This is a genomic window from Roseomonas sp. AR75, from assembly GCF_005222815.1.
Classification (GTDB): Bacteria; Pseudomonadota; Alphaproteobacteria; order Acetobacterales; family Acetobacteraceae; genus Falsiroseomonas.
The window spans coordinates 313284-339563 of the sequence record NZ_STGB01000005.1 but is presented as its reverse complement, the minus strand read 5'-3'; the positions used below and the strand labels follow the sequence as shown (position 1 = coordinate 339563).

General features: G+C 71.7%; 22 protein-coding genes. 7 read left to right on the top strand and 15 right to left on the bottom strand.

Annotated elements, in window-relative coordinates; genetic code table 11:
- Positions 1-16: 16 nt before the first annotated feature.
- Positions 17-856, bottom strand: coding sequence for a universal stress protein (locus tag E4T13_RS21230; protein WP_137180344.1), 840 nt, complete (start codon positions 854-856; stop codon positions 17-19).
- Positions 857-945: 89 nt separating this feature from the next.
- Here E4T13_RS21230 and E4T13_RS21225 point away from each other — a divergent pair, with 89 nt between their 5' ends.
- Positions 946-1623, top strand: a complete 678-nt coding sequence (locus tag E4T13_RS21225; RefSeq protein ID WP_137180343.1) for a phosphoribosyltransferase — start codon at positions 946-948, stop codon at positions 1621-1623.
- On the opposite strand, the gene xrtA is transcribed toward E4T13_RS21225, so the two are convergent.
- Complete coding sequence (gene xrtA, locus E4T13_RS21220; RefSeq protein ID WP_170985130.1) at positions 1620-3185, bottom strand: exosortase A; 1566 nt, start codon at positions 3183-3185, stop codon at positions 1620-1622. The genes E4T13_RS21225 and xrtA overlap by 4 nt on opposite strands.
- Positions 3186-3476: 291 nt before the next feature.
- On the opposite strand from xrtA, the gene E4T13_RS21215 reads away from it, so the two are divergent.
- The 5 genes from E4T13_RS21215 (at position 3477) to E4T13_RS21195 (ending at position 9543) form a co-directional block, all read left to right on the top strand.
- On the top strand, positions 3477-4688 hold the full coding sequence (locus E4T13_RS21215) for a glycosyltransferase family 4 protein (RefSeq protein WP_240791230.1): 1212 nt from the start codon (positions 3477-3479) through the stop codon (positions 4686-4688).
- Positions 4685-5833: a glycosyltransferase family 4 protein gene (locus E4T13_RS21210; RefSeq protein WP_170985129.1), complete on the top strand. Its 1149-nt coding sequence runs from the start codon at positions 4685-4687 to the stop codon at positions 5831-5833. Before E4T13_RS21215 ends, E4T13_RS21210 begins: the two co-directional genes overlap by 4 nt.
- Positions 5834-6073: 240 nt before the next feature.
- Entirely contained in the window at positions 6074-6982 is a 909-nt protein-coding gene (locus E4T13_RS21205) for a hypothetical protein (RefSeq protein ID WP_137180340.1), read from the top strand.
- A 112-nt stretch (positions 6983-7094) separates the two neighbouring features.
- Positions 7095-8003, top strand: coding sequence for a hypothetical protein (locus tag E4T13_RS21200; protein WP_137180339.1), 909 nt, complete (start codon positions 7095-7097; stop codon positions 8001-8003).
- A 40-nt stretch (positions 8004-8043) separates the two neighbouring features.
- Positions 8044-9543, top strand: a complete 1500-nt coding sequence (locus tag E4T13_RS21195; RefSeq protein ID WP_137180338.1) for an oligosaccharide flippase family protein — start codon at positions 8044-8046, stop codon at positions 9541-9543.
- A gap of 23 nt (positions 9544-9566) precedes the next feature.
- Here the strand turns inward: E4T13_RS21195 and E4T13_RS21190 are convergent, their stop codons facing one another.
- From E4T13_RS21190 to asnB, 7 genes are all read right to left on the bottom strand, one after another.
- A complete protein-coding gene (locus E4T13_RS21190) occupies positions 9567-10217 on the bottom strand; it encodes a sulfotransferase family protein (protein WP_137180337.1) in 651 nt (216 codons plus the stop codon).
- 201 nt (positions 10218-10418) lie between these two features.
- Positions 10419-11252: a carbohydrate ABC transporter permease gene (locus E4T13_RS21185; protein ID WP_206030264.1), complete on the bottom strand. Its 834-nt coding sequence runs from the start codon at positions 11250-11252 to the stop codon at positions 10419-10421.
- The gene (locus tag E4T13_RS21180) at positions 11245-12183 is read right to left on the bottom strand and encodes a carbohydrate ABC transporter permease (RefSeq protein WP_137180336.1); all 939 of its coding nucleotides are present in this window, start codon (positions 12181-12183) and stop codon (positions 11245-11247) included. Before E4T13_RS21180 ends, E4T13_RS21185 begins: the two co-directional genes overlap by 8 nt.
- 19 nt (positions 12184-12202) lie before the next feature.
- A complete protein-coding gene (locus E4T13_RS21175) occupies positions 12203-13486 on the bottom strand; it encodes an ABC transporter substrate-binding protein (protein ID WP_170985128.1) in 1284 nt (427 codons plus the stop codon).
- Between the two features lie 37 nt (positions 13487-13523).
- On the bottom strand, positions 13524-14273 hold the full coding sequence (locus tag E4T13_RS21170) for a FadR/GntR family transcriptional regulator (protein WP_137180334.1): 750 nt from the start codon (positions 14271-14273) through the stop codon (positions 13524-13526).
- Between the two features lie 4 nt (positions 14274-14277).
- A complete protein-coding gene (locus tag E4T13_RS21165; RefSeq protein ID WP_240791270.1) occupies positions 14278-15165 on the bottom strand; it encodes a TauD/TfdA family dioxygenase in 888 nt (295 codons plus the stop codon).
- 101 nt (positions 15166-15266) lie between these two features.
- The gene (gene asnB / locus E4T13_RS21160; RefSeq protein ID WP_137180332.1) at positions 15267-17195 is read right to left on the bottom strand and encodes an asparagine synthase (glutamine-hydrolyzing); all 1929 of its coding nucleotides are present in this window, start codon (positions 17193-17195) and stop codon (positions 15267-15269) included.
- 162 nt (positions 17196-17357) lie between these two features.
- On the opposite strand from asnB, the gene E4T13_RS29995 reads away from it, so the two are divergent.
- Complete coding sequence (locus E4T13_RS29995) at positions 17358-17522, top strand: hypothetical protein (RefSeq protein ID WP_170985127.1); 165 nt, start codon at positions 17358-17360, stop codon at positions 17520-17522.
- Here the strand turns inward: E4T13_RS29995 and E4T13_RS21155 are convergent.
- Genes E4T13_RS21155 through prsT form a run of 6 tightly spaced genes read right to left on the bottom strand, consistent with a single transcriptional unit; the run spans position 17515 to position 26267 of the window.
- Positions 17515-18480 (bottom strand): NAD-dependent epimerase/dehydratase family protein, encoded by a 966-nt coding sequence (locus tag E4T13_RS21155; RefSeq protein ID WP_137180331.1) that lies wholly within the window; start codon positions 18478-18480, stop codon positions 17515-17517. The two genes, E4T13_RS29995 and E4T13_RS21155, sit on opposite strands and share 8 nt — an antisense overlap.
- A 37-nt stretch (positions 18481-18517) precedes the next feature.
- On the bottom strand, positions 18518-20740 hold the full coding sequence (locus tag E4T13_RS21150) for a hypothetical protein (RefSeq protein ID WP_137180330.1): 2223 nt from the start codon (positions 20738-20740) through the stop codon (positions 18518-18520).
- Positions 20737-21843 (bottom strand): glycosyltransferase, encoded by a 1107-nt coding sequence (locus E4T13_RS21145; protein ID WP_240791229.1) that lies wholly within the window; start codon positions 21841-21843, stop codon positions 20737-20739. Before E4T13_RS21145 ends, E4T13_RS21150 begins: the two co-directional genes overlap by 4 nt.
- On the bottom strand, positions 21794-22078 hold the full coding sequence (locus E4T13_RS30615; RefSeq protein ID WP_240791228.1) for a hypothetical protein: 285 nt from the start codon (positions 22076-22078) through the stop codon (positions 21794-21796). The genes E4T13_RS21145 and E4T13_RS30615 overlap by 50 nt, the downstream gene beginning before the upstream one ends.
- 37 nt (positions 22079-22115) lie before the next feature.
- Positions 22116-23447: a putative O-glycosylation ligase, exosortase A system-associated gene (locus E4T13_RS21140; protein WP_137180328.1), complete on the bottom strand. Its 1332-nt coding sequence runs from the start codon at positions 23445-23447 to the stop codon at positions 22116-22118.
- A 9-nt stretch (positions 23448-23456) separates the two neighbouring features.
- Positions 23457-26267 (bottom strand): XrtA/PEP-CTERM system TPR-repeat protein PrsT, encoded by a 2811-nt coding sequence (prsT, locus tag E4T13_RS21135; protein WP_170985126.1) that lies wholly within the window; start codon positions 26265-26267, stop codon positions 23457-23459.
- Positions 26268-26280 lie beyond the last annotated feature (13 nt).

Sequence of the window (26280 nt, the reverse complement as noted above, 5' to 3'; positions counted from 1 at the left end):
CCCGGCCCGCCCGGCGTCAGTGGGACATGAAGACGGGCACGGTCATCTGGCCCAGCAGCGTGCGCGTCGCGCCGCCCAGCATGAATTCGCGGAAGCGCGAATGGCCGTAGCCGCCGATCACCACCAGGTCGGCGCCGAGATCCGCGGCCTCGTTCAGCAGCAGGTCGCCCGCGCCGATATCAGCGCCCTCCACGCGCCGCACCGTCACCTGCAGGCCATGCCGCGCGAGATGCAGCGCGATGTCGGCGCCGGGCTGCTCGCCATGGCCTTCGGCGCCGGGCTCGGCATTGATGGTCAGCACCGTCACGCTCTCCGCGCCGGCCATCAGCGGCAGCGCGTCGTGCAGCGCGCGGGTCGCCTCGCGGCTGGCGTTCCAGCCGACCAGCACGCGCCGGCCGAGGCTCGGCAGGTCGCCGCTATGCGGCACCACCAGCACGGGCCGGCCGCTCTGGAACAGGGCGCTCTCGATCGCGACGTTGCCGGCCGGCGAATCCGGCGTGGCCTGGCCGATCACCACCAGGTCCGCATAGCGGCCGTTCACGGCGATCTGGGTTGCCGTGGTGCCCTCGATGATGCGCCATTCGCCGGGCAGGCCCTCGCGGCGCAGCGTCTCGCGGAAGCTGGCCTCCACCTTGGCCGCATCCTCGAGGCCGGAGGCGCGCATGTCGTCCAGGATCTGCGCCATCGCCGCGGCGCCCGCGACCTCGACCCCGGCAAAGGCCGGCAGCGGGATGTCCAGCACGAACAGGCCGGTCAGATGGGCCTGCAGGCGGCCCGCCAGCGCCGCTGCGAGATGCAGGCGTGCGGCGCAACGCGGCGTCGTGTCGAGATGGACCAGGATGTCGCGAATCGCCATGGTCTTCCTCCTGATGGCTGCGACGGCACTCTACTCCTCGATGCGGAGCTTGCCTTGATGCGCATCACGGCGTCCTGCGGATACCCGCCATGAGCGGAACGGCCTTCGCGGACCGCGCCGTGGCCGGACGAGCGCTGGGTGCCGCGCTGCTCGGGCGCGGCTATCCGGCCCCGGCAGTCTTCGCGCTGCCGCGCGGCGGCGTGCCGGTGGCGGTGGAGGTCGCGCGCGCGCTGGATGCACCGCTCGATCTTGTGATCGTGCGCAAGCTCGGCGCGCCGGGTCAGGCGGAACTCGCCGTCGGCGCGGTGGTGGATGGCGCGCCGCCGGAGACGGTGCTGAACGAGGAGATCGCCCGGCTCACCGGTGCCGACGCCGCCTATGTCGCCGCGGCACGGGACCGCGCCATGGCCGAGATCGCGCGGCGGCGGGAGCGCTATCTCGGCGGCAGGGCGCGGGTGGCGCCGGCCGGGCGGACGGCGATCGTGGTGGATGACGGGCTGGCGACGGGCGCCACGGCGCGGGCGGCGCTGCATGCGCTGCGCCGGGCCGGGCCTGCGCGGCTGGTGCTGGCCGTGCCGGTGGGCGCGAGCGAGGCGGTCGCGGCGCTGCGGGCGGAGGCGGATGAGGTGATCTGCCTGCGGGAGGGCGACATCCCCCACGGCGTCGGCGGCTGCTACGGGGATTTCCACCAGCTCGACGACGCCGAGGTGCTGGCGCTGCTGCGCGATGCGCCGGCCGCGGGCAAGCCGAACAGCGGAGCGGGTTAGCTCCGCACCCGCGCCGTCGCCGGCCAGACAAGCTCGGACGTCGGCGCGCGGTGGCCGTTGGAGAGGGAGGAGGCGCCGGCGGCGATCGCGCGGCCCTGCGTCTCCAGCACGGATTCCAGCAGGGCACGCTGGCGCGGGCCGTTCATCACCGCACCCTCGCGGTTCTCCGGGTGCACGGTGAGGGCGACCAGCACCGGCTGGCCGCGCCCGCCGCCCAGGCTGTTCCAGGCCTGCTCGGCCCGGCTGCGCACGCCGCCGCCGGCCGACTGGCCGTTGAGCCAGAGGCCCACCGCGACGGTCTGCAGCCGGTCGCGGGATTGCCGCGCGGCCCAGCTTCCGGCGCCAGCCGGGCGGACGCTGAACAGCACGTCCTGGTCGTCGAGCCCCGCCGCGCGCGCGCGCTCGCCGGAGACGAGGTTCCAGGTCACGCGGGGGGAGAACACCACGGCCTCCGCCTGCACGACGAGGTCGCCGCAGATCAGGCGGCCATCGGCCGCAGGCTCGCAGCCTTCCATGGCGGGCAGCGGCACCGCGACGCGGTCCGGCGCGCCGGCGCCGGCACGGTCGAGCGCGACGCCTGCCGCCGGCGCCGCGGCCGCAAGCCCGACGGCCAGCAGCGCCGTCATCGCCAGCGGCAGCATCCGCGGCGCGCGGCGCGCGGAAGGCGGCGCCGGCACGGGCTGCGGCTGGGGCTTGTGGTCCTCGCGGAAGGGCAGGCCGGCGAGGATCAGCAGCAGCATGACGATGGAGAAGAACACCCAGCCATAGACCACGTGGTCGGCCGCCGCGGCCTCTGCGCTGCCCAGCACGCTGCCCATCACGACGATGCCCAGCGCGCGGAAGCCGTTCGCCACGATCGGGACGATGATCGCCAGGGCGAACACCGCCAGACGGCGGCCGGGGCTGCGGAACATCACCAGCGCATAGAGCGCGCCGAACGCCAGCGCCGCGATCAGGAAGCGGAGCCCTGCGCAGGCCTCGGCGACCAGGAAGGTGCCGGCCGGTGTCTCGATGATCAGGTCGTCCACGTAGTGCGGGATGCCCGTGACATCGAGGCCGACATCGATGAACCAGGTGGTGATCTGCTGCAGCATCGGCACGGTGAAGGCGCCGAAGGGGACGAGGAAGTAGAGATAGAGCAGCGGCGCCGCCATCGCGCGGAAGATGCGCCAGCCCAGCACGGACAGCACGAAGACCAGCAGCAGCGTCAGCGCCGTGAGCTGCCGCCCCTCCATGATGCCGAGCCGCTCGGCGACCAGCCAGGCGAAGCCGACCGGCAGGGCGAGCAGGGCGAAGAGCGGCGTCGGCTGCGGCTGCAGCCCGTCCAGGCGCCGGCGCCGGCTCCAGCCGAGCCAGGCCGCGATCGGCGCGACGAGCCAGCAGTGGTTATAGGCCTCGTTGGTCTCCCAGATGTGCAGCGCGGACGAGGCCTCGCGCTCGAACACCACGCCAAAGGCGACGACGCCGACGGCCAGAAGCAGGAGGGCAGCCGTCCAGCCCGAACGCGCTGCTTCGCGCGCGGGGTCGAGGGGCGGCTCGGCGATGGGCGCAGAATGAGACACTGCTACCACCTCTAGACGAAAACGCTGCTCTCGTCCATGCATCAGGCGCAATTCACGAGACGCAGCTCAATCCGACGGACAGACGCATGTGGATGACCGGCAGTCGCGCGCATCGTTGCGCCCCGCGGCCGGCGCTCAGGTGCCGGATGCCGCGCCGCGATGCAAGCGGCCTGTCGGTGACGATCATGAGGGGTTGCGGTTTTCATGGTCTGAATCTTTTCAGACCTTGCCGGCCAGGATAGACGCATCGGCATTGCGCAGCGCGGCGAGGGGCTTGGCGTGGACAGGGGCGTGACCGGCCTGACGGATACCGCGCCCCCGGCCGCCGCTGCGACCGGCGAGGATCGCCCCCTGCGCATCCTCTACAGCCACCGCATCCAGTCGCGCGACGGACAGGGCGTGCATCTGCAGGCGCTGGTCGATGCGCTGCGCGCCGAGGGGCATGAGGTCCGCGTGGTCGGCCCCGCCGCCTTCGACCGCGCCGAACTTGGCGGGGAGAGCCGCTTCTTCTCGGGCCTCCGCCGCGCGCTGCCGCCCTTCGCAGCCGAGCTGGCGGAACTCGCCTACAGCGCGCCGTCCTATCTGCGCCTCGCCAAGGCGGCGCGCGAGTTCCGGCCGGACGTCATCTATGAGCGCTACAACCTGCTCTACATATCGGGCGCGGTGCTGGCGCGGCGGCTCGGCCTGCCCTTCCTGGTGGAGGTCAACGCGCCGCTCGCCGAGGAGCGCACGCGCTTCGGCAATCTTCGCCTGCAGAAGCTCGCGCGCTGGAGCGAGGCCTTCGTCTGGCGCCGCGGCGACCGCGTGCTGCCGGTGACGGAGGTGCTGGCGGGCCATGTCGCCGCGGCCGGCGTGCCGCGCGAGCGGATCGTGGTGATCCCGAACGGCATCCATCTGGAGGAATTCCCGGCGCCCGCCGCGGAACCGGCGGCGGCGCGGGAGACGCTGACGCTCGGCTTCATCGGCTTCGTGCGCGACTGGCATGGCATCGACCAGGTGGTGCGCGCCATTGCCGCCTGGCAGGGCATGCCGCGCCTTTCGCTGCTGATGGTGGGCGACGGGCCGGCGCGGCCGGGCCTGGAGAAGCTGGCGGCCGAGCTCGGCATCGCCGACCGCGTGACCTTCACCGGCCTCGCCCCGCGCGAGGAGGTGCCGGGGCTGATCGCCGGCTTCGACATCGCGCTGCAGCCGGCGGCAGTGCCCTATGCCTCGCCGCTCAAGGTCTTCGAATACATGGCGGCGGGGCGCGCCATCGTCGCGCCGGATCAGCCGAACCTGCGGGAAGTCCTGGCGGATGACGCGACGGCGCTGCTGTTCGATTCTGCCCGGCCCGGCGCGATGTGGGACGCGGTGCTGCGGCTCGCGACGGACCCGGCATTGCGCGCGCGCCTCGGTGCCGCGGCGCGGGAGGAGGTTCTCCGCCGCGACCTGACCTGGGACGGCAATGCCCGCCGCGTCGCCGCGCTGGCGCGGGCCGAGCTGCGGGCACGGGCGGCGCGGTGAGCGGCGCGCCGGGCTTCGCCCCGCCGCCGGGCGCGGCGCCGCTGGTCCTCAGCGTCTTCCCGAGCTTCGCCGTGGGCGGGGCGCAGGTGCGCTTCTGCGCGTTGGCCAATCGCTTCGGTCCGCGCTGGCGCCACGTGATCGCCGCGCTGGATGGCGAGACAGGCTGCGCCGAGCGGCTGCACCCGGAGGTGCCCCATGCCCTGCTGCCGCGCCCGGTGCCGCGCGGCCTCGATCCGTTGCGGTCGGCGCTGGCGGCGCGCCGGGTGCTGCGCGCCCTGCGCCCGGCGGCGCTCGTCACCAGCAACTGGGGCAGCATCGAATGGGCGATCGCCGACCTGCTGCCGCCGCGCATCCACCATCTGCACACAGAGGACGGCTTCGGCCCGGACGAGGCGGCGGGCCAGATCCCGCGCCGGGTGACGACGCGGCGCTGGGTGCTGCGGCGCAGCGAGGTCGCGCTGCCCTCCACCGTGCTGCTGCGCGCCGCGCGCGAGGCGTGGCGCCTGCCAGAGGCGCGGCTGCACTACATCCCCAATGGCCTCGATCTCGCGCGCTTCCGCCCGGACGGGCCGGTCGCCGCGCTGCCGGTGCCAGGGGAGGGGCCGCTGCTCGGCACCGTCGCGGCGCTGCGGGTCGAGAAGAACCTGGCGCGGCTGCTGCACGCCGCGGCGCTGCTGCGGGGGGAGGGGATCGCCTTCCGCCTTGTGGTGATCGGCGACGGTCCTGAGCGGGCGATGCTGGAGCGCCTGGCGCGGGAACTCGGCCTCGGCGACCGCACGCTGTTCGCGGGGCATGTGCCGGACCCGGCGGCGGCCTATCGCGCCATGGACGCCTTCGCCCTCTCCTCCGACACCGAGCAGATGCCCTTTTCGGTGATGGAGGCGATGGCGAGCGGGGTGGCGGTGGCCGCGACCGAGGTGGGCGACGTCCGGGTGATGCTGCCGCAGGAGGCGGCGCCGCTGATTGCTGCCTGCGACCCGGCGGCGCTGGCCGCGGCGCTCCGCCCGCTGCTGCTGGACCGCGCGCTGCGGGAGCGGATGGGCGCGCTCAACCGCGCCAAGGCGGAGCGCGACTACGACCAGGAGACCATGTTCCGGGCCTATGCCGCGCTGATCGGCGATGGCGCGCCGGCGGCAGCGGGGTGAATCCGTCCGGCAGGTCGCTGGCGCTGTTGCGCCGCCTGCCCGGCGGGGATATCCCGGCGCGGTCGGCAGCCCAATAACTTCGGTGCAAGCCGTGAGGATGCCGGGTTGCGGTCACGATCAATTATGCGATAGTGTGCGAGGATCAAGACCGGATGAGCAACCCAGGGCTGCGGCGCACCGCGCCGAGATCGGCCCGTCCTGTCGTGTGGATGCTGTGAGCGGAACGGTGGCGACCCCGAGATGAACGCGACCATCCGCGAGTATATCGGCCAGTTCACCGGTCGTGACGTGATCTATCTGCCCAATCCCGGCACCGCCGGCGACAGCGTCAGCGCGGCCGCGACCTATCAGGCGCTGGATCGCGCGCGGGCACGCTACCGCACACCGCGGCTGCGCGCCTTCAACCCGGCAGGGCAGTTCATCATCTATGGCGGCGGCGGCAACCTGTATGGCCGGTCACGCTACGCATACCGGGTGCTCAAGCGGGTGCACGGCACGGCGAAGCACCTCACCATCCTGCCGCACACCATCAAGGACGTGGACGACCTGCTCTCCGAATTCGGCAGCAACGTCACCGTCATCGCGCGGGAGCGGGTGACGTTCGACTACATCAGCAACCTGCCGCGGCGCTACGAGACGCTGCTGATGGACGATGTCGCCCTAAGCCTGGATGTCGAGGCGCTGCTGGAGGAGGGCGACCGCTTCAACCCGCCGGCCATGCTGGCCGACTTCGTGATCTCCCGCCTCCTGCGCAGCAGCGGCCATACCGGCTTCGAGAACGTGAAGCGCTACCTCAATCCCGGGCCGATCGCCGCGGAGCTCAAGGCGCGGCCGCCGGGGGGCGTGCTGAACTGCTTCCGGCTGGACAACGAGGCGACCGATATCGAGATACCGCCCGACAACATCGATCTGCCGATCGTCTTCATGTACGGTGTCGCGCCGCCGCCGGTGGCCAACCACGCCGCGCGCTCCCTGATCGAGACGCTGGCGAAGTTCGACGAGGTACGCACCAACCGCCTGCATGTCGCGATCGCCTGCGGGCTGATCGGCAAGCGGACGCTGTTCTATCCGAACAACTACTACAAATGCGAGGCGGTCTGGGACTTCTCCATGAAGGACCGCTTCCCGCATGTGACCTGGATGGGCTGAGCCGGCTGCGCATGCCCCCGCCGAGCCGCCCCCTCGCAGCAGCCATCGCAACCGGGCCCGCCGTGCCTCGACCCCGCCGCGCAGCCCTCGTGACGACCAGCGGAGCGCGCGCATGACGACCGAGATTGCGAAATACCTGGCGCAGTTCCGCGGGCAGGAGGTGACCTACCTGCCCAATCCCGGCAATGCCGGCGACAGCGTGATCGCGGCGGGCACCTACCACGCGATGGATGCCGCCGGGCTGCGCTACGTGACGCCGCATCGCGACCGGCTGGACCCCACAGGGCGCGTGGTGTTCTACGGCGGCGGCGGCAACCTTGTGGGCGACACGACGCATTCGGCCCGCACCATCGCCGCGGTGCATGCGAAGGCGAAGCACCTGACCATCCTGCCGCACACGGTGAAGGACGTGGACGGGCTGCTCGGCGAGTTCGGCGGCAACGTGACCGTGATCTGCCGCGAACGTGTCTCCTACGACCATGTGCGCTCCCGCGGCGGCCGCTACGAGACGCTGCTGATGGACGACATGGCCTTCAGCCTGGATGTCGAGCGGCTGCTCGGCGACCGCGATGCCTTCAACCTGCCGGCGATGCTGTGGGACTTCGTGCAGAAGCAGGTCCGCCGCGACCGCGCGCATGCGAATTTCGACAGCGTGATGCGCTACCTCTGGCCGGGCCGCGAGGCCGGGCGGGTGCTGACCCGCAAGCCCGGCGGCACGCTGCACTGCTTCCGCCTGGATGACGAGGCGGGCGGCATGCCGATCCCGCCGGACAACATCGACCTCTCCCAGGTCTTCGCCTTCGGCGTCTCGCCGCCCGCCGTCGCCTTCCACGCGGCGCGCTGCATGATCCGCGTGGTCAAGGCCTGCGACCAGGTGGACACGGACCGGCTGCATGTCGCCGTCTCCTCGGCGATCGCCGGCACGACCATCCGCTTCTTCCCGAACAGCTACTACAAGTGCCGGGCGGTCTGGGAATTCTCGATGAAGGACCGCTTCCCCAACGTGATCTGGATGGGCTGATGCCGCTCGCCGCCCGCCTGCAGCAATCCCGGACGCCGCGATGAGCGAGGGGGAGGCGGGCGCGAAGCCGCTGGCCAATGTGGTGCTGCGCGGCGCCGTGATGATGGTCGCGCTGCGCTTCGCGCTGCGCGGCATCGGCCTGGTCTCGGTGTTCTTCACGGCGCGGCTGCTCACGCCCGCGGATTTCGGCGTGCTCGGCACCTCCGCCATCGTGCTCGGCCTGTTCGCCATCCTGCAGAGCGTGGGCATCGGCGATGCGCTGGTGCGGCTGCGGAAGCTGGACGCGGATCATGTCCACACCGCCTGGACCATCAACCTGATCGCCTCCCTCGCCGTCTCGGCCTGCGTGTGGGTGACGGCGCCCTTCGCGGCCCGCGTGCTGGAGGAGCCGGCGCTGGTGGCGGTGCTGCGCTGGCAGGCCTTCACGCCGACGCTGATGGCGCTGGTCAGCCCGGGCACGATGACCTTCCTGCGCGACTTCGCCTTCCGCAAGGAGTTCGTGCTGAAGGTCTTCCAGAAGGTCGTCGTGGTGGTCTGCGTGGTGACCGGCGCCTTCCTCACGCGCAGCTACTGGGGTCTGGTGTGGGGCACCATGACAGGCACGGCACTGACGGTCGTGATGACCTATGTGCTGTATCCCTACCGCCCGCGCCTCAGCCTGGCGAAGCATCGCGACTTCCTGGGCTTCTCCTTCTGGACGATGATGTTCAGCCTGGCGAGCTACGCCGCGCGGGTGGTGGACGAGGTCGTGGTGCGGCGCATGGTCTCCACCCAGGTGTTCGGCCTCTATCACACCAGCCGCGACCTTTCCCGCACGCTGGTGTCGGAGATGGTGGCCCCGGCTTCGGCCGCGCTGCTTCCCGGGCTGGCGCGACTGCAGGACGAGCCCGCGCGCTTCGCCCGCGCGGCGCAGCACATGGTCGGCGCCGGCGCGATCGTCGCGGTTGCCGCGGGCCTTGGCGTCTCTGCGACGGCGGAGGAGATCACCGGCCTGCTGCTCGGCCCGAAATGGGCGGGCGCGGCGGCGATCCTGCAGATCACCGCGATCGGCGTGGCGGGCCAGACGCTCGCCGGGCTGCATCGGAGCATCCTGATCCCGCTGTCGAAGCAGCACTGGTCTGCGGCGCTCTGGGCGCTGCGCGCCGCGGTGCTGGCGGCGGTCTGCGTGCCGGCGGGCGCTTATGGCGGCGTGCTGGCCGTCGCCGCGGCCTTCGCCGTCACCTCGGTGCTGATGACGATCCTGGACTACACGCTGATCTTCGGCCATCTCGGCCGCCCGACGGCGCCGGTGGCGATCTTCCTGCGGCCGATGCTGGCGGGCGCGGCGATGATGGGCGTGCTGGCGCTGCTGCCGGCGGGCCTGCCGCTGCTGCTCTCCGCGGTGCTGAAGGTTGCGGTGGGCGCGCTGACCTACACGCTGGTTCTATGGGGCGCCTGGTTCCTCGCGGGGCGGCCGAACGGGGCGGAGACCGCGCTGCTGCATCGCCTGCCGGCGCGCATCGGCAGGCTCTTCCTGCCGCGCAAGCAGGCCGCCGCCTGACCGCAGGGCATCGGGCGGGACGCTCAGCGGAAACGGGCGAGGGCGCGGCGGAGCGCGGGCTTCACCAGGGCGGTCAGGCCGGTCTCCGGCTCCTGCTTCGGATTGGTGTTCGCCTTGCCCCACCAGGTGATGGGGATGCCGAGCGCGCGGCTCAGGCGGTCCGGCGCGTCCGGTGCGGTGATGTCGAGTTCGAGGAAGGCGGGATCGTCGCGGAACATGGCACGGACGGCGGCGAAATGGCCCTCGATCCAGCGGATCAGTTCCGCGCGCGTGCGGCCGCGGCCGGCGGGCAGGCCGGGGATGTATTGCGATGCGATCCGATGCTGCATGTCGCCCCAGCGCTCGATGCTGCCGGCGATACCCTCGGCGGGGCGTGTGTTGAGGATCAGCAGGCAATCCGGATGGCGCTCCCGGATGGCCGCGAGGAGTGCGAGATCCAGGTTCGGCCAGTAGTTCTGCTTCCGGGCCGGCTTGCAGTAGTCCATCTGCGTGACGGCATCCACGTCCTGCAAATGGGCGAAGGGATCGCCCGTCTCGAACCAGCCATCGTAGACGAGCTTGCCGATCGGCTGGCCGCGATGCGTCCAGTGGACGCTGCGCAGCCCGGCCTCCTGCAACGCCTCGTAAAGGGTGCTGGTGCCCGACTTCGGGAAGCCGATCGCAACGGCCCGCAAGCTGAACTCCTCATTCACAGCAGAGGCGCGCATAACGCATAGCACGCCACGAATCGAGTATGGGCCTGTTCACAAGCGTCAGCTTTATACGCGAAGAAATTTTATTCCGCACTTTTCTGTCCATCGGTAAGCGCGTGATCGACCCCGCCCGGCCTGTGTAACAAAGTGCGGGTGGCCGGGCGCGGCGGTCGCGCTGCGGAACTATCCCTTCACCGCGCCGGCGGTCAGCCCCGCGATGACGTAGCGCTGCGCCGCCAGGATGAAGGCGAGGATCGGCGCGAGTTGCACCGTCGCGGCCGCGAACAGCACGCCCCAGTCCACGCCATCGGTCGTGCTCAGCATCTCGCTCATCACCAGCGGCGTCGTCCGCGCGATGCGGGTGGTGAAGACCAGGGCGAAGATGAATTCGTTCCACGCATAGACGATCACGAAGAGCGAGGCCGCGATCACGCCGTTGACCACCAGCGGCAGCACCACCATGCGCAGCACCTGGAACAGGCCGGCGCCGTCCACCAGCGCGGCTTCCTCCAGCTCCCGCGGCACCTGGTCGATGAAGGCGCGCATGATCCAGGTGGCGAGGCTGACGAAGAAGGCGGCGTAGAGCACGATCAGCACGAAATGCGTGTCGTTCACCTGCAGCCAGGAGAAGAAGGGGAACAGCGGCAGCGTCACCACGATGGGCGGCAGCATCCGCACCAGCACCATGAAGAAGGCCGAGAGCGCCAGGATGCGCCCGCGGAACCGCGCATAGACATAGCCCGCGAGCGTGGCGCAGAGCACGGTCAGCAGCGTCGCGCCGGTGGTCACGATCAGGCTGTTCAGCATGTTCGGGAAGAAGGCGGGCCACTCCGTCACAAGGCGGCGGTAATTGTCGAGCGTCGGCGCGAAGACGAGTTGCGGCGGAATGGCGAAGATTTCGCGCTGCGGCTTGAACGACGACAGCACAACCATCGCGATCGGGAAGACCGACCAGGCGATCGCCGCAGCCGCACCGGAGAGCCGCAGCGCGCGCCACATCGGCCCCGGCCTACGCATGCCGGAACATCTTCAGCCAGGCGGCGTAGAGATAGGGCGCCGCGACCGCCAGCGAGAGCAGCACCATCGCGAAGGCCGTGGCGGAGGCCAAGCCGAATTCGTGGTAGCGGAACGCCGCGCGATACAGATAGACCGCAAGCACCTCCGTCATGCGCGCCGGGCCGCCTTCGGTCAGCAGCCAGATCTCGGAGAAGATGCGCATCGCCGTGATGTAGCGGAACACCAACGCCACCAGCAGCGCCGGCAGGATGAAGGGCAGGGTGACGTGGCGGAAGGACTGCCACGCATTCGCGCCATCCACCGTCGCCGCCTCCTTGATCTCCTGCGGCACCGATTGCAGCGCGGCGTAGAGGATCAGGAAGGTGAAGGGCGTGTGGATCCAGATGCTGAGCAGCGCCGCCAGCACGAGCGCATCGGCCGGATCGGCCGACCAGTCGAGCTGGCCGAGCCCGATCTGCAGCATCGCCCAGTTCACCATGCCGATGTCGGGCTCCAGCACGAAGCGCCACATCGCGACGGCCGAGACCTCGTTGATCGCATAGGGCGCGATCAGCAGCGCGATGACGATCTTGCGGTACGGCATCCAGCCGGAGACGAGCAGCGCCAGGCCCAGGCCGAGCAGCAGTTCGCCATAGACCACGGCATTGACGACGAGGAAGGTGTTCCAGGCTGCGCGCCAGAACACGGAATCGGCCAGCAGGGCGCGGTAGTTCTCCAGCCCGACGAAGACCGGGTCGGCGCCGAAGCTCACCTTCTGCAGGCTCATCCAGGCCACGTAGATGGCGGGCAGCAGGATGATGCCGACCAGCAGGATCTGCGCCGGCGCCAGCAGCGCGTAGTGCGAAGCACCCGGCCGCGTGCCGCCGGGCAGGCGCCGCGCGCGTCTCGCGGCGGGCCGCGCCGCCGTGAGCGGCGCGGCGCCGGCCGTCATCTCCGAAGGCGCCACGGCGTCAGGAAGGCAGCAGGGGCTCGATCCGCGACTTCGCCGCGTTCATCGCCGCCTGCGGCTCGGCGGCGCCGAGCATCGCCTTCTGCACCTCCTCCATGAAGATATCCATCGCGCGGCCGGCCTGGTCGAAGCCGGGCACGGTGAGCTGCGCGGTCGGCAGCACGCGGCGTTCGAGGTCGGCATAGGGCGCCAGTTCGCGCACGCGCGGGTCGTCATAGGCGGACATCCGCACGGGACCGTTGCCGTTCACCGCCGCGCGGATGGTGCTCTCCACCGAGGACAGCTCGCGGATCAGCGACCACGCCCGCTGCTTGTCCGGCGAGTTGCTCGGGATCGCCATTGCCCAGACCGATGTCTTGGCGGGCACCAGCGCGCCCTTCCGGCCCGCGACGGATTCCATCATCGGGATGTTCGCGACCGAGATCTCGCCGGGGAAGCGGCTGCCGCGCGGATCGTTGTAGTTGACGATGCGGCCGAAGGGCTGGTTGGTCAGCGCCGCGCGGCCCTGCTGCATGGCGGTGATCACCTCCTCCGTCTTGAAGGTCATCACGTTGCGCGGCAGCACGCCGCGGCGATACCAGTCGCGCACCAGCGCGATGGCCGCGACCGCCTGGGGCTGGTCGGCGACGAAGCGGTAGTCGCGCGTGATGAAGTCGCCGCCATGCGCGCGGATGATGTCCATCAGCGCCGAGGGATCGTCCATCGACAGCGCATAGCCCGCCACGCGCGCACCGTCCCGCGTGTAGGTCAGCTTGTCGGCGGCGGCGATCACCTCCTCGAAGCTCTGCGGCACCTGCGTCACGCCGCGTTCGCGCGCCATCACGTTGTTGGTGAAGAAGCCATGCGTCGCATGGCGGAAGGGAATGCCGATCAGCTTGCCGCGATAGGTGTGCGCGGCGAGCATGGAGGGCGAGATCTCGTCCAGCTTCTCGATCGGCGCGGCATCCATGTAGGGGCGGAGATCCTCGAAGAGCGGCGCGATATGCGGGCCGCCGTAGCGTTCCAGGATGAAGGCCATGTCCACGCCGCCCTGGGAGAGCTGCGCCTCCCGGTACAGGCGCTCATGCACCGCCTCCACGCCGAAGGTCAGCCACTCGATCTCGAGGTTGTTGCGCTGGCGCCAGGCCGCCGTGCTGTCGCCGCCGCGTGCGCCGGTGGAGACGTTGCGGTGCACCGCATGACTCATGATGACGAATTTGCGCGTCTGCGCGATCGCGGGCCGCGCAAGCGCCGCCGCAGCCAGCGCCGTGCCCGCGGCCAGTGCGTTCCTGCGTTTGATGTCCATGGCCGTTCCCTCCCTGCCTGCTGCGCCTGCGGCGCTTCTATTCGTGGACGATCCGCGCCTTGTGGCGCTGGTAGACGTGCTGCCGCGCCGCGCTGATATGCGCGCCCATCTCCGCCCCCGCGCGCGCTGCGTCGCGTGCCCGGATCGCCTCGAGGATCGAGCGGTGCTCGGCATTGATGCGCGCGATCCGCGCCGCCGGATCGCGTTCGTCGAAGTTGCGCACCTCGACCGGGCCGAGGCCGATCAGGTTCGGCAACTGCTCGATGGTCGCGACATGGAAGGCATTGCCGCTGGCCCGCGCCACGGCGCGGTGGAAACGGAAATTGGCGTCGCGGGTGAGTTCCGGGGCGCCCATCTGCAGCACCTCCTCCGGCTCGGCGAGCGTCGCCTCGATCTCGTCCAGCGCCTCGGGCGTGCGGCGCTGCGCGGCGAGGCGCGCGATCTCGCTTTCCAGCGCGGCGCGGTATTCGAAGTATTGCTCGACATCCGCGATGGTGTTGATCAGCGGGAAGCGCAGCCCCGCAGGGTCCGGCCCGCGCAGCACAAGCGTGCCGGAGCCCTTGGTGGAGCTGACATAGCCGGCGTCGCGCAGCGTCTGCAGCGCCTGCCGCACGATGGGGCGGGAGACGGAGAAGCGGCGGCACAGCTCGAACTCGGTGGGCAGGCGCACGTCGCGCGGGAACTCGCCGCGGTCGATCAGGCGGCGGATCTGCTCCTCCACGCGCTCGGCGAGCCCCGCCGGCCGCTTTGCGGCGGGCTCGGCCGGCAGTGCGGCGCTGCGCGCCACGGCGTCAGGCCGGCCGTTCGCCGAGCGTGGTCAGCCGGTGCATCCGCCGCCGTCCCTGGCCTGTGAAGGCGTCGCGGCGATGCATGGTGCAGCGGTTGTCCCAGATGATGAGGTCGCCGACGCGCCATTCCTGCGTCCAGGTGTTCTTCGGCAGCGCCGCCACCGACCACAACTCGTCGAGCAGTTCCTCGCTGCGCGCCAGCGTCAGGCCCGGGACGTAGCCGCCGAAGCGGCGGCCGAGGAACAGCGCCTTCCGTCCCGTCTCGGGGTGGGTGCGCAGCAGCGGATGGATCGGCCCCGGCATCTCCCTCACGTCGTCGGTGACGACATCCTTGTAGCCGGGGCGGGCGCCGCCCTGGGCGTTGTGGCTGGCCTGGTGCTTCGCCTTCAGCCCGTCCCTGCGGCCGCCGGGATGTTCCAGCAGCGCCCGCGTCTCCGGCTTCAGGGCGTCCACCGCCGCATACATATTTGCAAAGGAGGTGTTCCCCCCGGTTGGCGGCACTTCCCGCGCCAGCAGCATGGTCAGCGCGGAGGGCTCGTCGGTGAAGGCGAGGTCGGTGTGCCAGTTCAGCTCGCCATCGCCATGCTCGCCGATCGGCTTCCCGTCCTCCGTGACGTTGGAGATGATCGTCACCGAGGGCGCGTCCTGCAGGTAGACGGGACGCGAGCGCGTGAAGTCGGGCGAGGGCTTCAGGGTGCCGAAGCGGGCGCCGAAGCGCTCGAAGGCGGCGTCGTCGATGTCCGTGCCGCGGATGCGGATGACGAGGTGATCGAGCAGCGCCTGCTTCACCGTGGCGAAGTCGTCATTGCTGAATTCGGCGGGGTCGAAGCCGATGATGTCGGCGCCCAGCGCGGCCCCGCTCGGCCGCACGGTGACGCGGGTCTTTTCCATGACAGGCACGGCCGTCCCTCCCACTGACAGAATTGGAGGCAGGGTGATGGCTGGGTGACAAATGTGTCAAGGGAAATCTCCGGCCGCCCCGGAGGGAGGCGCTACGCGCCCACCGTCTCCACCGCGCGCGCGGGCGCGGCGCCCTGGGCGGCGAAGAAGCCTTCCAGCGACAGCAACTGCCAGATCGCCTGCGCATGGTCGAAGCGGCCGGAGGCATGCTCGTCCACCAGCCGGCCGAGCGACGCGGCGTCGAACAGCCCGCTGTCCAGCATCGCGCCGCCGGTCAGCCGCGCCCGCACCGTCGCGGCCTGGGCGCGGAACTGGCCGGCGATGTCGTCGGCGAAGCCGCGCTTCTTGCCCCAGAGCAGGTCTTCGGGCAGCAGCGGGGCCATCGCGCTGCGCAGCACATGCTTGCCGTAGCCGTCCTTCAGCTTCAGCGAAGCCGGCAGCGACAGGCCGAACTCCACCAGCTCATGGTCAAGGATCGGCGGCCGCAGTTCCAACGAGACGGCCATCGCCATGCGGTCGGTCTTCACCAGGATGTCGCCGGGCAGGTAGCTGTGCAGGTCGGCATATTGCGCCTGCAGCAGCGCGTCGTCCGGATCGCATTCCTCCATCAGCGCGACGATGCGCGCGGCCGGATCGTAGCCTTGCAGCGCCGCACGGAGCGGCGCGGCGTACAGGCCGCGGCGGCGTTCCTCATGCAGCTTGCAGACGGTGCGGTAATAGCCCAGCGCGGAATCGAGGCTGATCTCCGTCAGCGTGGATTTCGCGCGCAGCCAGCGCGGCGCGCGATCGAGCTTCGGATAGGCCGCGGCGAGCCGGCCGATCACCTGCCTGCGTACCCCCGCCGGGAAGATGCGCCGCGCCGCCTCGGCCAGCTTGTGGAAGCGGTAGCGGCGATAACCGGCAAAAACCTCGTCGCCGCCATCGCCGGAGAGCGCGACGGTCACGTATTTCCGCGCCAGCCTGCACACCATCAGCGTCGGCACGGAGGAATGGTCGCCGAAGGGTTCGCCGAACAGCTTCGCCTGCTCCCGCGCCGCGGCCACGTAGTCCACCGCGCCGGCCTCCGCATGCGCTGCGAGGCCGAGACGCGCGGCGAGCGCGGCGGCCGCGGGGCGCTCATCCTCGCTGCCCTCGAAGCCGATGGTGAAGGTGGCGAGCGGGCCGGTGCCGGCCTCCGCCACCGCGCGCGCGGCGAAAGCGACGACCGCGCTGGAATCCACGCCGCCCGAGAGGAAGGCGCCGAGCGGCACGTCCGACATCAGCTGCGCGCGCACCGCCGCATCCAGCCGCCGCGCGAGCTCCGCCGGCGCGTCGGCCGGCGCTGCCACCGCCTGGCGCGGCGCCTGCCAGTAGCGACGGGGCGAAAGGTCCAGCGGCTCGCCGCGGCGGACCAGCAGGAAATGCCCGGCCGGCAGGCGGCGGATATCCTGGTAGATGCTCTGCGGGTCCGGGATGTAGCCGAGCGCCAGGAAGTCATCGAGCGCCGCCTGGTCCAGCCGACGCGGCATGGAAGGCAGCGCCAGCAGCGCCGCCATCTCGGACCCGAAGGCCAGCGTGCCGTCCGGCAGCGCGCCGTAGAGCACCGGCTTCTCGCCGAGACGGTCGCGCGCCAGCAGCAGCTCGCCGCGCGCGCGGTCCCACAGCGCGAAGGCGAACATGCCCTTCATGCGGTCGAGCAGGCCGAGGCCCCATTCGCGCCAGCCATGCAGGATGGATTCCGTGTCGGAGCGCGTGCGGAACCGATGGCCCGCCGCTTCCAGCTCCGTCCGCAGCGCGGCGTAGTTGTAGATCTCGCCGTTGAAGCAGACGATCAGCGCGCCGTCCTCGGTCGCCATCGGCTGCGCGCCGCCGGCCAGGTCCACGATGGACAGGCGCAGATGTCCGAAGCCGAGATGCGGCTCGGCATGGAAGCCGTCGCCATCGGGGCCGCGATGCGCGATGGCTGCCGTCATCCGGCGCAGCAGCGCCTCCGCCGGCACGGCGGGACGCAGGGGGTGGAACAGGCCGACTATGCCGCACATGGCGTGGGGCTCCTGCACAACCCGCGATTGTCCAGGGCAACCACGGCGGCTTCAGGGCGCTTCATTCGCATGCCGGGTCGCATGCCCCGCCTCACGGAGCGGTGAGGGCGATCCGGCCAAGTGCCGGTCGGGACCTCGGCCCAGGCAGAAGCGAGAGGAGACATGACCCAGCTCGATGTGGCGAGAAGCTGCCGGACCCTGCGGGACATCACGCGGTCGCAGGCGCAGGACCGGTTGCCCTGGCCGGTGGCAGGCCTCGCGATCGCGGCGCTCGCGTTCGTCGGCTGGAGCCTCGTCCTGCTTCTCGGACGCGTGCTGCTCAACTGAGCTGCGCCTCCAGCGCGCGCTGCCGTGCCAGCCCGGGCCGGCCATCGCGCAACCAGGCGACGACCTGATCGAGCCCTTCCCGCAAACGCGCGGGCTCGCCGAGGCCGAGCAACGCGCGGGCCTGTGCCGGATTGCCAAGGGAATGGCGGATCTCGCCGGCGCGCGGCGGCGCGTGCCGGATATCCGCGGCGACACCGCATGCGGCCGCGATGGTCCGCCCCAGTTCCACCACCGAGGTGGCGCGGCCCGTGCAGACATTCAGCACCGGCGCCTCTACCGACGCCGCCTGCATCCCCGCCAGCAGCGCCGCGACCACGTCGGCGACATAGACGAAGTCGCGCGTCTGCGCGCCGTCGCCGAACACAGTCACCGGCTCGCCGCGCGACAGGCGGTCGCAGAAGATCGAGATCACCCCCGAATAGGGCGAGCGCGGGTCCTGCCGAGGCCCGAACACGTTGAAGAAGCGCAGGCCGAGCGTCGGGATGCCGTGCACATGGCCGGCGACGAGCGCCTGCTGCTCGCAGCCCAGCTTGTCCGCGCCATAGGCCGAGAGCGGCCGCTTCGGCGCGTCCTCGGTGATCGGCAGCACCGCCTGGTCGCCATAGACCGCGGCCGAGGAGGCATAGACCACCGGCACGCGCCGCTCGCGCGCCGCGTCCATCACGGCGATGGTGCCGGTCAGGTTGACGCGATGGGTGCCGAGCCAATCCTGCACGCCGCGCTCCACCGAGGCGATGGCGGCGAGGTGGAAGCAGCCCGCAACCCCCTGCATCGCATCCCGCACCAGCGCGGCATCCGCGACGTCGCCCTGCACCAGCTCCGCGCCCGGCAGCAGATTGTCGAGCGAGCCGGTCGAGAGATCGTCCAGCACGCGCAGCCGGTCGCCGCGCGCGGCCAGCGCGGCCGCGAGATGCGAGCCGATGAAGCCGCAACCGCCGGTGACGAGGTAGAGGGCCAAGGGCAGGACTCCGCGTCGGGTTGGGGAGGTCAGGCTGTCATCGCCGCGGCGGCGCCGAGGCGGCGCAGCGCGGCAGGTGCTCGGGATCGAGCGCCATGCCCGGCGGCGCCACCGTGTGGAAGGAGGCGCGCAGGAAGTTGCCGAGGTTGACGTTGGGCGAATCCGATTTCGCCAGCCACTGCCACGCCTCCTTCGCGCGCGGATCGTCGAAGGCATGCGCGATCAGCGCGAGGGACAGCATCCCCAGGCGGATGTACTCGCCGTTGCTGTGGCTCCATCCCGTGCCGTTGTCCTGGTCCCGTGCGCGGTTGGAGGCCACGACCTCGGTCCAGGTCTGCAGCGGCGGCTTGGGCGGGCTCGGCGGTTCGGGCAGCGGGTCCGCGATCAGGGAGAAGCGGTCCGCCACCGCGTCGTTGCGCGTGAAGCCGTACTGCGTGGCGAAGAAGCGCCCGACGATGAAGTTGCGCATCCAGTCCAGCACCTGCCGTGCATCCTCGCGCCCGCGCAGCGTCGCCATCGCGGCGGAGGAGACGACATAGTCCTGCTGCCAGGCCGCGATGTTCGGCGTGTAGCCGTAGTTCAGCGGCTCGATGTAGCCGTGCAGCTGGCCCTGGAACTCGGTCAGGCGGGGAATCTGCTCCACCATCCAGCCCCAGTTCGCCGCTGTCACCTGCTCGATGTAGGGCAGGGTGGGGTCGGCGTCGGATGCGGCCCAGGCCGCCTCGCTCAGCGTGCGGATGGTCCAGGCGGTGCTGCGGGTCTGGCGCTTGCGCACCACCAGCATGTCGTCGGCCGGCCCTTCCACCCGGCGGTTGGCGGGCCAGACGCAGATCACGTTCCACCCGGCTTGCGCCATCAGGTTGTCCAGGAACGGCCGGCGGCCGGTCAGCACATAGGGCACGAAGCTGAGCGCCGGCTGGTGCGAGGGCACCGCGCCACGCTGCCAGACGCTGTTGGGCACTGCGCGGACCAGCGTGTGGGGCGGGGAGCCGCCGCGACGGTCGGTCCAGAAGCGCGGCCAGCGCTTCACGTCCAGCCAGCCGCCATTCCCGTCCTTGCCGCCCTTCGGGTCCCAGAAATGCCAGGGAATGCCGCCGGCGGCCTCGGCCTGGCCGATCGCGATCTCGGCCGCCTCGGCATCGCCGGAGATCAGCCAGGCGGCGTTCCAGTTGGTGGTCTGGCCAAGATCGGGACGCCCGCCGGGCGCGCCCATGCTGGTCTTCAGGCCGCGTGGCGAGAGCGGCGGGTCCCAGGTCTCGGGCTCGCGCGCGCGCGCCATCCGCTGCAGGACCGCCTGGTCAACACCGACGGAAATGTCGAACGGCATGGTCGCGCCGGTGGTGCCGAGGTAGCGCGGGTCATGGATCACCCGCGGCGGCTTCGGCGCCGCGCCGCGCGCCCCGGCGCCGACCAGCCGGCCCCAGGCACCGTACTGCCAGTGCCGCGGCACGTCCTCGGTCAGCGCGTCATGCTCGCCGATGGTCAGCCGCGCCGTGTAGGAGGCGTCGCCGCCGCCCGGCTGCATGGCGATGTCGTTGCGCAGCCAGAGATCCACCCAGATCGTGCGGTCGGCGCGCACCGCGACATCGGCGATGCAGCGCATCGAGCGCACGGCGCCGAGCGGCGCCGGCAGCACGATCCGCGCCTGGGTCGCCAGCGGGCCGGATTGCCAGGGTGCCTCCGCACGACCGCCGCGCAGCAGCGCGCCGAGATCGGCCCGCCACGGCGCGCCGCCTTCCTTCGGCGTCAGCTCCACCGTCACCTGCCGGCCATCGAGCGCCGAGGCGAAATCCAGCGCCTGGCCGGCGGGCGCGCCGCCCTGGCCGCGGGCGAGCACCACCCCGGCAAGCTGGCCCTGCGGCAGCGCCGGCGCGGCAAGCGACACCAAGCCGTAGCGCACCGAGCCGTCGGGATGATGGCGCGAGGCATCGAGCTGCACCGGCAGGGCGCGGCCATCGGCGGCGAGCCGCGCGGTGAGCCCGCTGCCGCGGGGAATCTCGCCGGGGCGGAAGGGCAGGCCGAAGACCACCACCGTGCCGGACGGGGCCCCGCTGCCTTCCAGCAGCAGCCCGGTGAGGTCGCCGGGACGGTCCGCGCAGGGCATCGAGGCAGGCAGGCGCAGGACGGTGCGCTGCCGCCCGCCGCGCGCCTGCCGGCGGTTGTGCTGCGGCTGCGCCTGCGCCGTGCCGCTGGCGCAACCCGGCAGCAGCAGGCCGAGCAGCGCGGCGAGGTCGCGGCGGCCGAGGGGACGCGCGGTCATGCCGCGGACCCCGCCAGGACGCGGCGGAAAAGCTCGAGCTGGCCCATCGTGGTCTCCTCCCAGCCGAAGCGTTCGGCATAGGCGCGCGTCGCCTTGCGGTCCGGCAGCGCGGCGAACAGCCGTCGCACACCGGCAGCGATCGCCGCCGCGCTCGTTTCATCCAGCACGAGACCGGCCTCCGGCGCCGCGATCGCCTCGCGCGAGCCCCAGGCCGGGCTCGCCACCACCGGCGTGCCGCAGGCGAGCGATTCCAGCAGCACATTCGCCCAGCCCTCGCGGCTGGACGCCAGCACCATGGCATCCGCGGCGCCGTAGTACATCGCCAACTTGTCGTGGGGTTGCGGACCGACGAGGCGAAGGCGGTCGGCCACGCCGAACCGCGTGGCCAGCGCTTGCAGCCGCTCGCGCTCCGGCCCGTCGCCGACGATCAGCAGGCGGTGGTCCGGAAGCTGGGCGAGCGCTTCGATCGTCAGGTGATGCCCCTTGCGCGGGATCAGCAACCCGACGGAGACCAGAGTCGGCCCGTCCAGACCCAGCGCGGCGCGCGCGGCGTCGCGATCCGCGGGCTGGCGGAACAGGCCGAGATCCACGCCGTTGCGCAGCACCGTCACCTTCTCGCGCGGTGCGCCGAGCGCATGCAGCCCCTCCGCCAGGTCGGCGCTGACCGCGATCAGCGCGTCGGCGCGCGCGATCGCGTCGCGGATCAGGCGGCCGGGCACGGCGTGGCGCGGCAGCTGGCTGGTGTCGGAGCCGCGCGCGGTGATCACCACGGGCAGGCCGAATTCGCGCCCGAGCCGCACCGCGGCCACGCCATCCGGATAGAGGTAGTGCGCGTCGATCGCGTCGAAGCGCTGCCCGGCCGCGAGCAGCCGGCGCAGCGCACGGCGCGCGACATGGGCGAGGGCGAAGGGGTTGCTGTACATCCCGATCCCCGGCGGCGCGGCGAAGCGGGGGTGGTGCACCGTCAGGCCGTGCCGCCGCTCCGTCGCCGGCACCGCCGCGCGCGGCGGCGTGCGGCCGGGAAACCAGGGCACCGGCGCGAGGACGGTGCTCTCAGCCTCGCCGCTTGCGACCAGATGCCTCAGCCTGTTCTCGACGAACACGCCATGATTGGGCTGGGCGGGGTTGGGGTACAGGGTGCTGAAGGTGAGCAGGCTCAGCCTCGGCTTCGCGGGCAGGCTTGCCGCGGCGCCTGCCCTCGGGGCCGCTGTCGAACTGCTCGGTATCGTCGCGCATGTCGAAGGGGGATGGGTATCGGCTGGTGAGCTTGGGGAAGCCGATCCAGAGGCAGAGCCAGATGACGCCGATGAGCATGGCGAGATAGTAGGGGCCTTCCATCGGTCCTCTCCTCCGCGGGCGTCGAGCGCCGCCTGGGTCATGTGGTGGCGCCCTTGATCGCGCCCGCAGCCGTGTTGCGGCGCCAGCTTCCGCTGCCGGCAGGCTGCTGCCTTCGCGCCGGCGCCTCCGCCGCCACCTGCGCCAGGGCGATCTTGTAGGCGGCGGCGGTGACCAGCAGGATCGCCCAGTAGAAGTCCCAGTAGGACAGCGACAGGAAGGTTCCGCCCGCGAGGTAGGCCACGATCGAGACCTGCACCATGCGGCCCAGGTCGCCCGCCCAGCTCAGCTCCGGCCGGTTCTTCGCGAGCTTCATCAGCCGCTGCGCGTAGATCGCGCCGGCGATGGTCATCCCGATCCAGATGAAGAAGCCGATGAAGCCGTGCTCGCCCAGCACCTCGAAGTAGATGCTGTGCACCGCGCGGGCGCGCACGTCCGGCGCCACCATGTTCACGATGTCCTGGTTGTACATCGCACGGAAGCCGACGCCGGTCAGCGGGTATTGCAGGGCGAGCAGCCAGGAGGCGGTCCAGATGCGCACCCGCCCCATCGCCGAGGCATCTTCCTCGTAGTTGGTGATGGTGTTCATGCGCTGCACCCAGCTGTCCGGCATGAATGCCAGGATCGCCGCGATGCAGCCGAACAGCACGAGGGCGCTGACGATCTTCTTCTTGCTGCGCCACCACAGCACCATCGCGGTCGCGGCAAGCGCCACCAGCGCGCCGCGCGACTGGCTGCCGATCGCGCCGAGCAGCGTCAGACCGGCGGCCGCCAGCAGCCCGACGCGGATGATGTAGTGCTTCGATTGCAGGCGCAGGTAGTTCATCAGCGGCACCGTCACCAGCAGCGCCACCGCGATGTGGTTGCGGTCGGCGATGATGGTGTCGGGCGGGCCGACCACGCGGAAGCCGCCGCCCGTCATTCCTGTGAATATGCCGCCCTTGACGCCGTAGTATCCGATCGAGATCACCATCAGCCAGATCATCGCGTGGATGCGCCGGCGCGAGGTGAGCAGGCACGCCACCAGCAGCGCGCCGATGATCGTCTTGATGGTGATGTTCCAGCGGTGCCACATCACCGATTGCAGGCCGATGCCGGTGATCGTGGTGAAGGTGATGAACACGCCGAAGAGCAGCAGCAGGACGGTGACCGCATTCACCTCGAAGCGCTTCGGCTCCTTCGCGATGATGCAGGAGATCGCGGTGGCGATGAAGATCACCATCGCATAGGGCAGGTTGGTCGCGAATCCCCACACCTCGCGGTGCGGGTTCATGAAGGAGATCCACGACCACAGCATCGCGCCGACGAAGGGCTGCGCGAGCGCCGGGACCAGCAGCCCCAGATAGACCAGCAGGAAGACGTAGCTGCGCACGCGAAGGGCTCAGCCGCGGCGCATCTCGGCGAGCAGGCGCTCGGCCTCGGCGCGTTCGGGGAAGGCGGCGTCGCCGGCCAGCGCCGGCTCCAGCACCTTGATCGCCTCCTCCTTCTGGCCCGCGGCGTTCAGCGTGGCGGCGTAGCGGAACACCTTGCCCGGATCGGGCGCCTGGCCGCGCGCGCGCGGCGCGCTCGCGGACTGGCGCAGCAGGACCAGCGCCCGATCCCGGTCGCCGGTGCGCGACAGGATCCAGCCGAAGGTGTCGGCCGTCTCGGGCCCGGGCATCAGGAAGTAGGCACGCTCCGACATCGCGCGGGCGCGCTGCAGGTCCTCCGGCCGGCCGCGCTCCTGCAACAGCCAGGCGAGGTTGTTGAGCGCCACGGCATTGTCGGGCGCCTTCTCCACCAGGCGGGTCAGCAGGCGCTCGGCGGCGTCGTTGCGGCCGGCGGCGATGTCGATCTGCGCCGCGAGGTTCAGCGCGCCGATATCGTCCGGCTCCTTCTGCAGCCAGGTGCTGAGCAGCGCGAGCGCCTCCTGCGGCTTGCCGGCGGCGCGCAGCGCCCCCGCCTCGCGCAGCGTGAGCGTCGAGGACGCATCGATCCGCGACGCGGCGGCATAGGCCTGCGCCGCTTCGGCCGGGCGCTGCGCCGCCATCAGCAGGTCGCCGCGCAGGCTCAGCGAGGCGGGGCGCATCGTCACCACGCCCGCCAGCCGGTCCGCCAGCTGCAGCGCCGCATCGAGGCCGCGGTTCTCGCGCACCGTGACGAGCAGGAGCTGCTGCAGCGCCGCGTTGGCTGGCTGGGTGCGCAGCGCTTCCTCCAGCATCGCCTCTGCGCCGCGCTGGTCGCCGTTGCGCAGCAGCAGGGAGAGAAGCTGGCGGCGTGCCGGGAAGAAGGTGGGATCGTCGGCCAGCGCCGCGCGCGCGGCCTGCTCCGCCTCCGGCCACCGCTCCAACGCCGCATAGGCCTGGGAGCGGGTGAGCGGAAGCTGCGGGCCCTGGCCCGCGCGGCGCAGCTCCGGCGTGTCCACCACCGCCAGCCCGCGCTCCGGCTGGCCCATCGCGCCGAAGGCGGTGGCCAGCGTGATGGCAAGTTGCGGGTCGTTCGGCGCCGCGGCATGCGCCGCCTGCAGCGCAATCAGCGCCGGCTCCGCGCGCGGCGGGCCGGACATCACGGTGGCGAGCAGCCGGCCGAGCGCTTCCGGATGGCTCGGTGCGCGCTGCAGCACCTCCACCAGCAGGCGCTCCGCCAGCACCGGGTTGCCTTCCGCGGTGGCGACGCGCGCCAGGCCGAGCCGTGCGCCGATGCTTTCGGGGTGGTTGCGCAGCACCTCCTCGAAGGCGCGGCGTGCCGGCTGCACCTCGAAGCGCGACAGCGCCAGCAGGCCTTCCAGCGTGCCCGCGGCCTCGCCCTTCCGCTGCTCGGGCGTCAGGCGGTCGTATTCCGCCTGCGCGCCGGTGATGTCCCCGCGCGCCAGCGCGGCGATCGCGAGCAGTTCGCGCGCCCCGCTCTGCTCGGGCGCGAGCCGCAGCGATTCCGTCGCCGCCTGGCTCGTGCCGCGCGAATCGCCGGAGGCGAGGCGCGCGGCCGCGAGGCGGGCGCGGATGCCGGAATCGTTCGGCGCCATTTCGGCGGCGCGGGCATAGGCGATCACCGCCTCCCGCGGCCGGCCGGCGGCGACATGGGCGCGGCCGAGCATGTCCATCGCTTCGGCATCGGCGGCGTTGCGCTGCGCCAGGCGGGTCAGCGTCGCCGCCGCCGCGTCGGGGCGGTTGCGCTCGAGCTGCAGCGAGGCGAGCAGCTTGGCGCCGCGCGCATCGTCCGGCCGGCGCGCAACGTAGCGCTGCGCCGCATCCTCGGCCTGGCCGGGCTCGTTCAGCGCGCGCTTCACCGTCGCCTGCAGCAGCAGCGCGTCGCCGAGCATCGGCAGCGCCGCGCCCATGCGCTGCAGCGTCTCGTCCGCCGCGCGCCAATCCTGCGCGCGCACCTGCATCAGCGCGGTGAGGTAGGTCGCCGCGGGGTGGGAGGGGAAGATGCGCAGCGCCGCGTCGATGTCCGGCCGCGCCTGCTGTTCCTGCCCGGTGCGGATCAGCAGCTCCGCCCGCAGCACGCGGGCGGAGACATTGCCCGGCGCCTGGGTGATCAGCTTGCCCAGGGTTTCCAGCGCCATCGGGATCTGGCCGCGCTCCGCCTGGAACGAGGCCTTGCGCAGCTGCGCTTCCTGCGAGGTCGGATCGGCCGCCAGCGCCCGGTCCACCGCTGCTTCCGCCGCGGCGCGGTCGCCGGCCGCCAGCGCCACGGTGCCGGCGGCGAGCTGCGCATCGGCCGAATCCGGCGCGAAGCGCACCGCGGCCTCGGCCGAGGCCCGCGCGGCGTCGCGCTGGTTCAGACCGAGTTCGGCGAAGGTGCGCGCTGCGGCGATCTGCGCGGCGAGCGCGGCGGGCTCGTCCACCTGCGGGAAGTCGCGCAGCAATTCACGGAAGCGGCCGCGCGCGAGATAGGTGCGCATCAGCAGCGCGGTCGCCTGTGCCTTGTCGAAGCCGCGTTCCAGCGCGGCACGCGCCTCGCGCTCGGCGGTGTCGGGATCGCCGAGATCCATGCTGACCTGGGCGAGGCCCATGCGCACCGCGGCGTTGTCCGGCTGCGCCCGGACCGCGTTGCGATAGTCGATCTGCGCCGCGCGCAGGTCGCCGCGCGCCTGCGCCGCGCGCGCACGTTCCAGCGGCTGCGCGATCGCACTGCCGGCGCCCAGCCCGAAGGCCAGGGTGGCGGCCAGCATCAGCGGGCTGCGACGGATGTTGAAGGGCGGTGTCGCCATGGTTCTGGCTCCG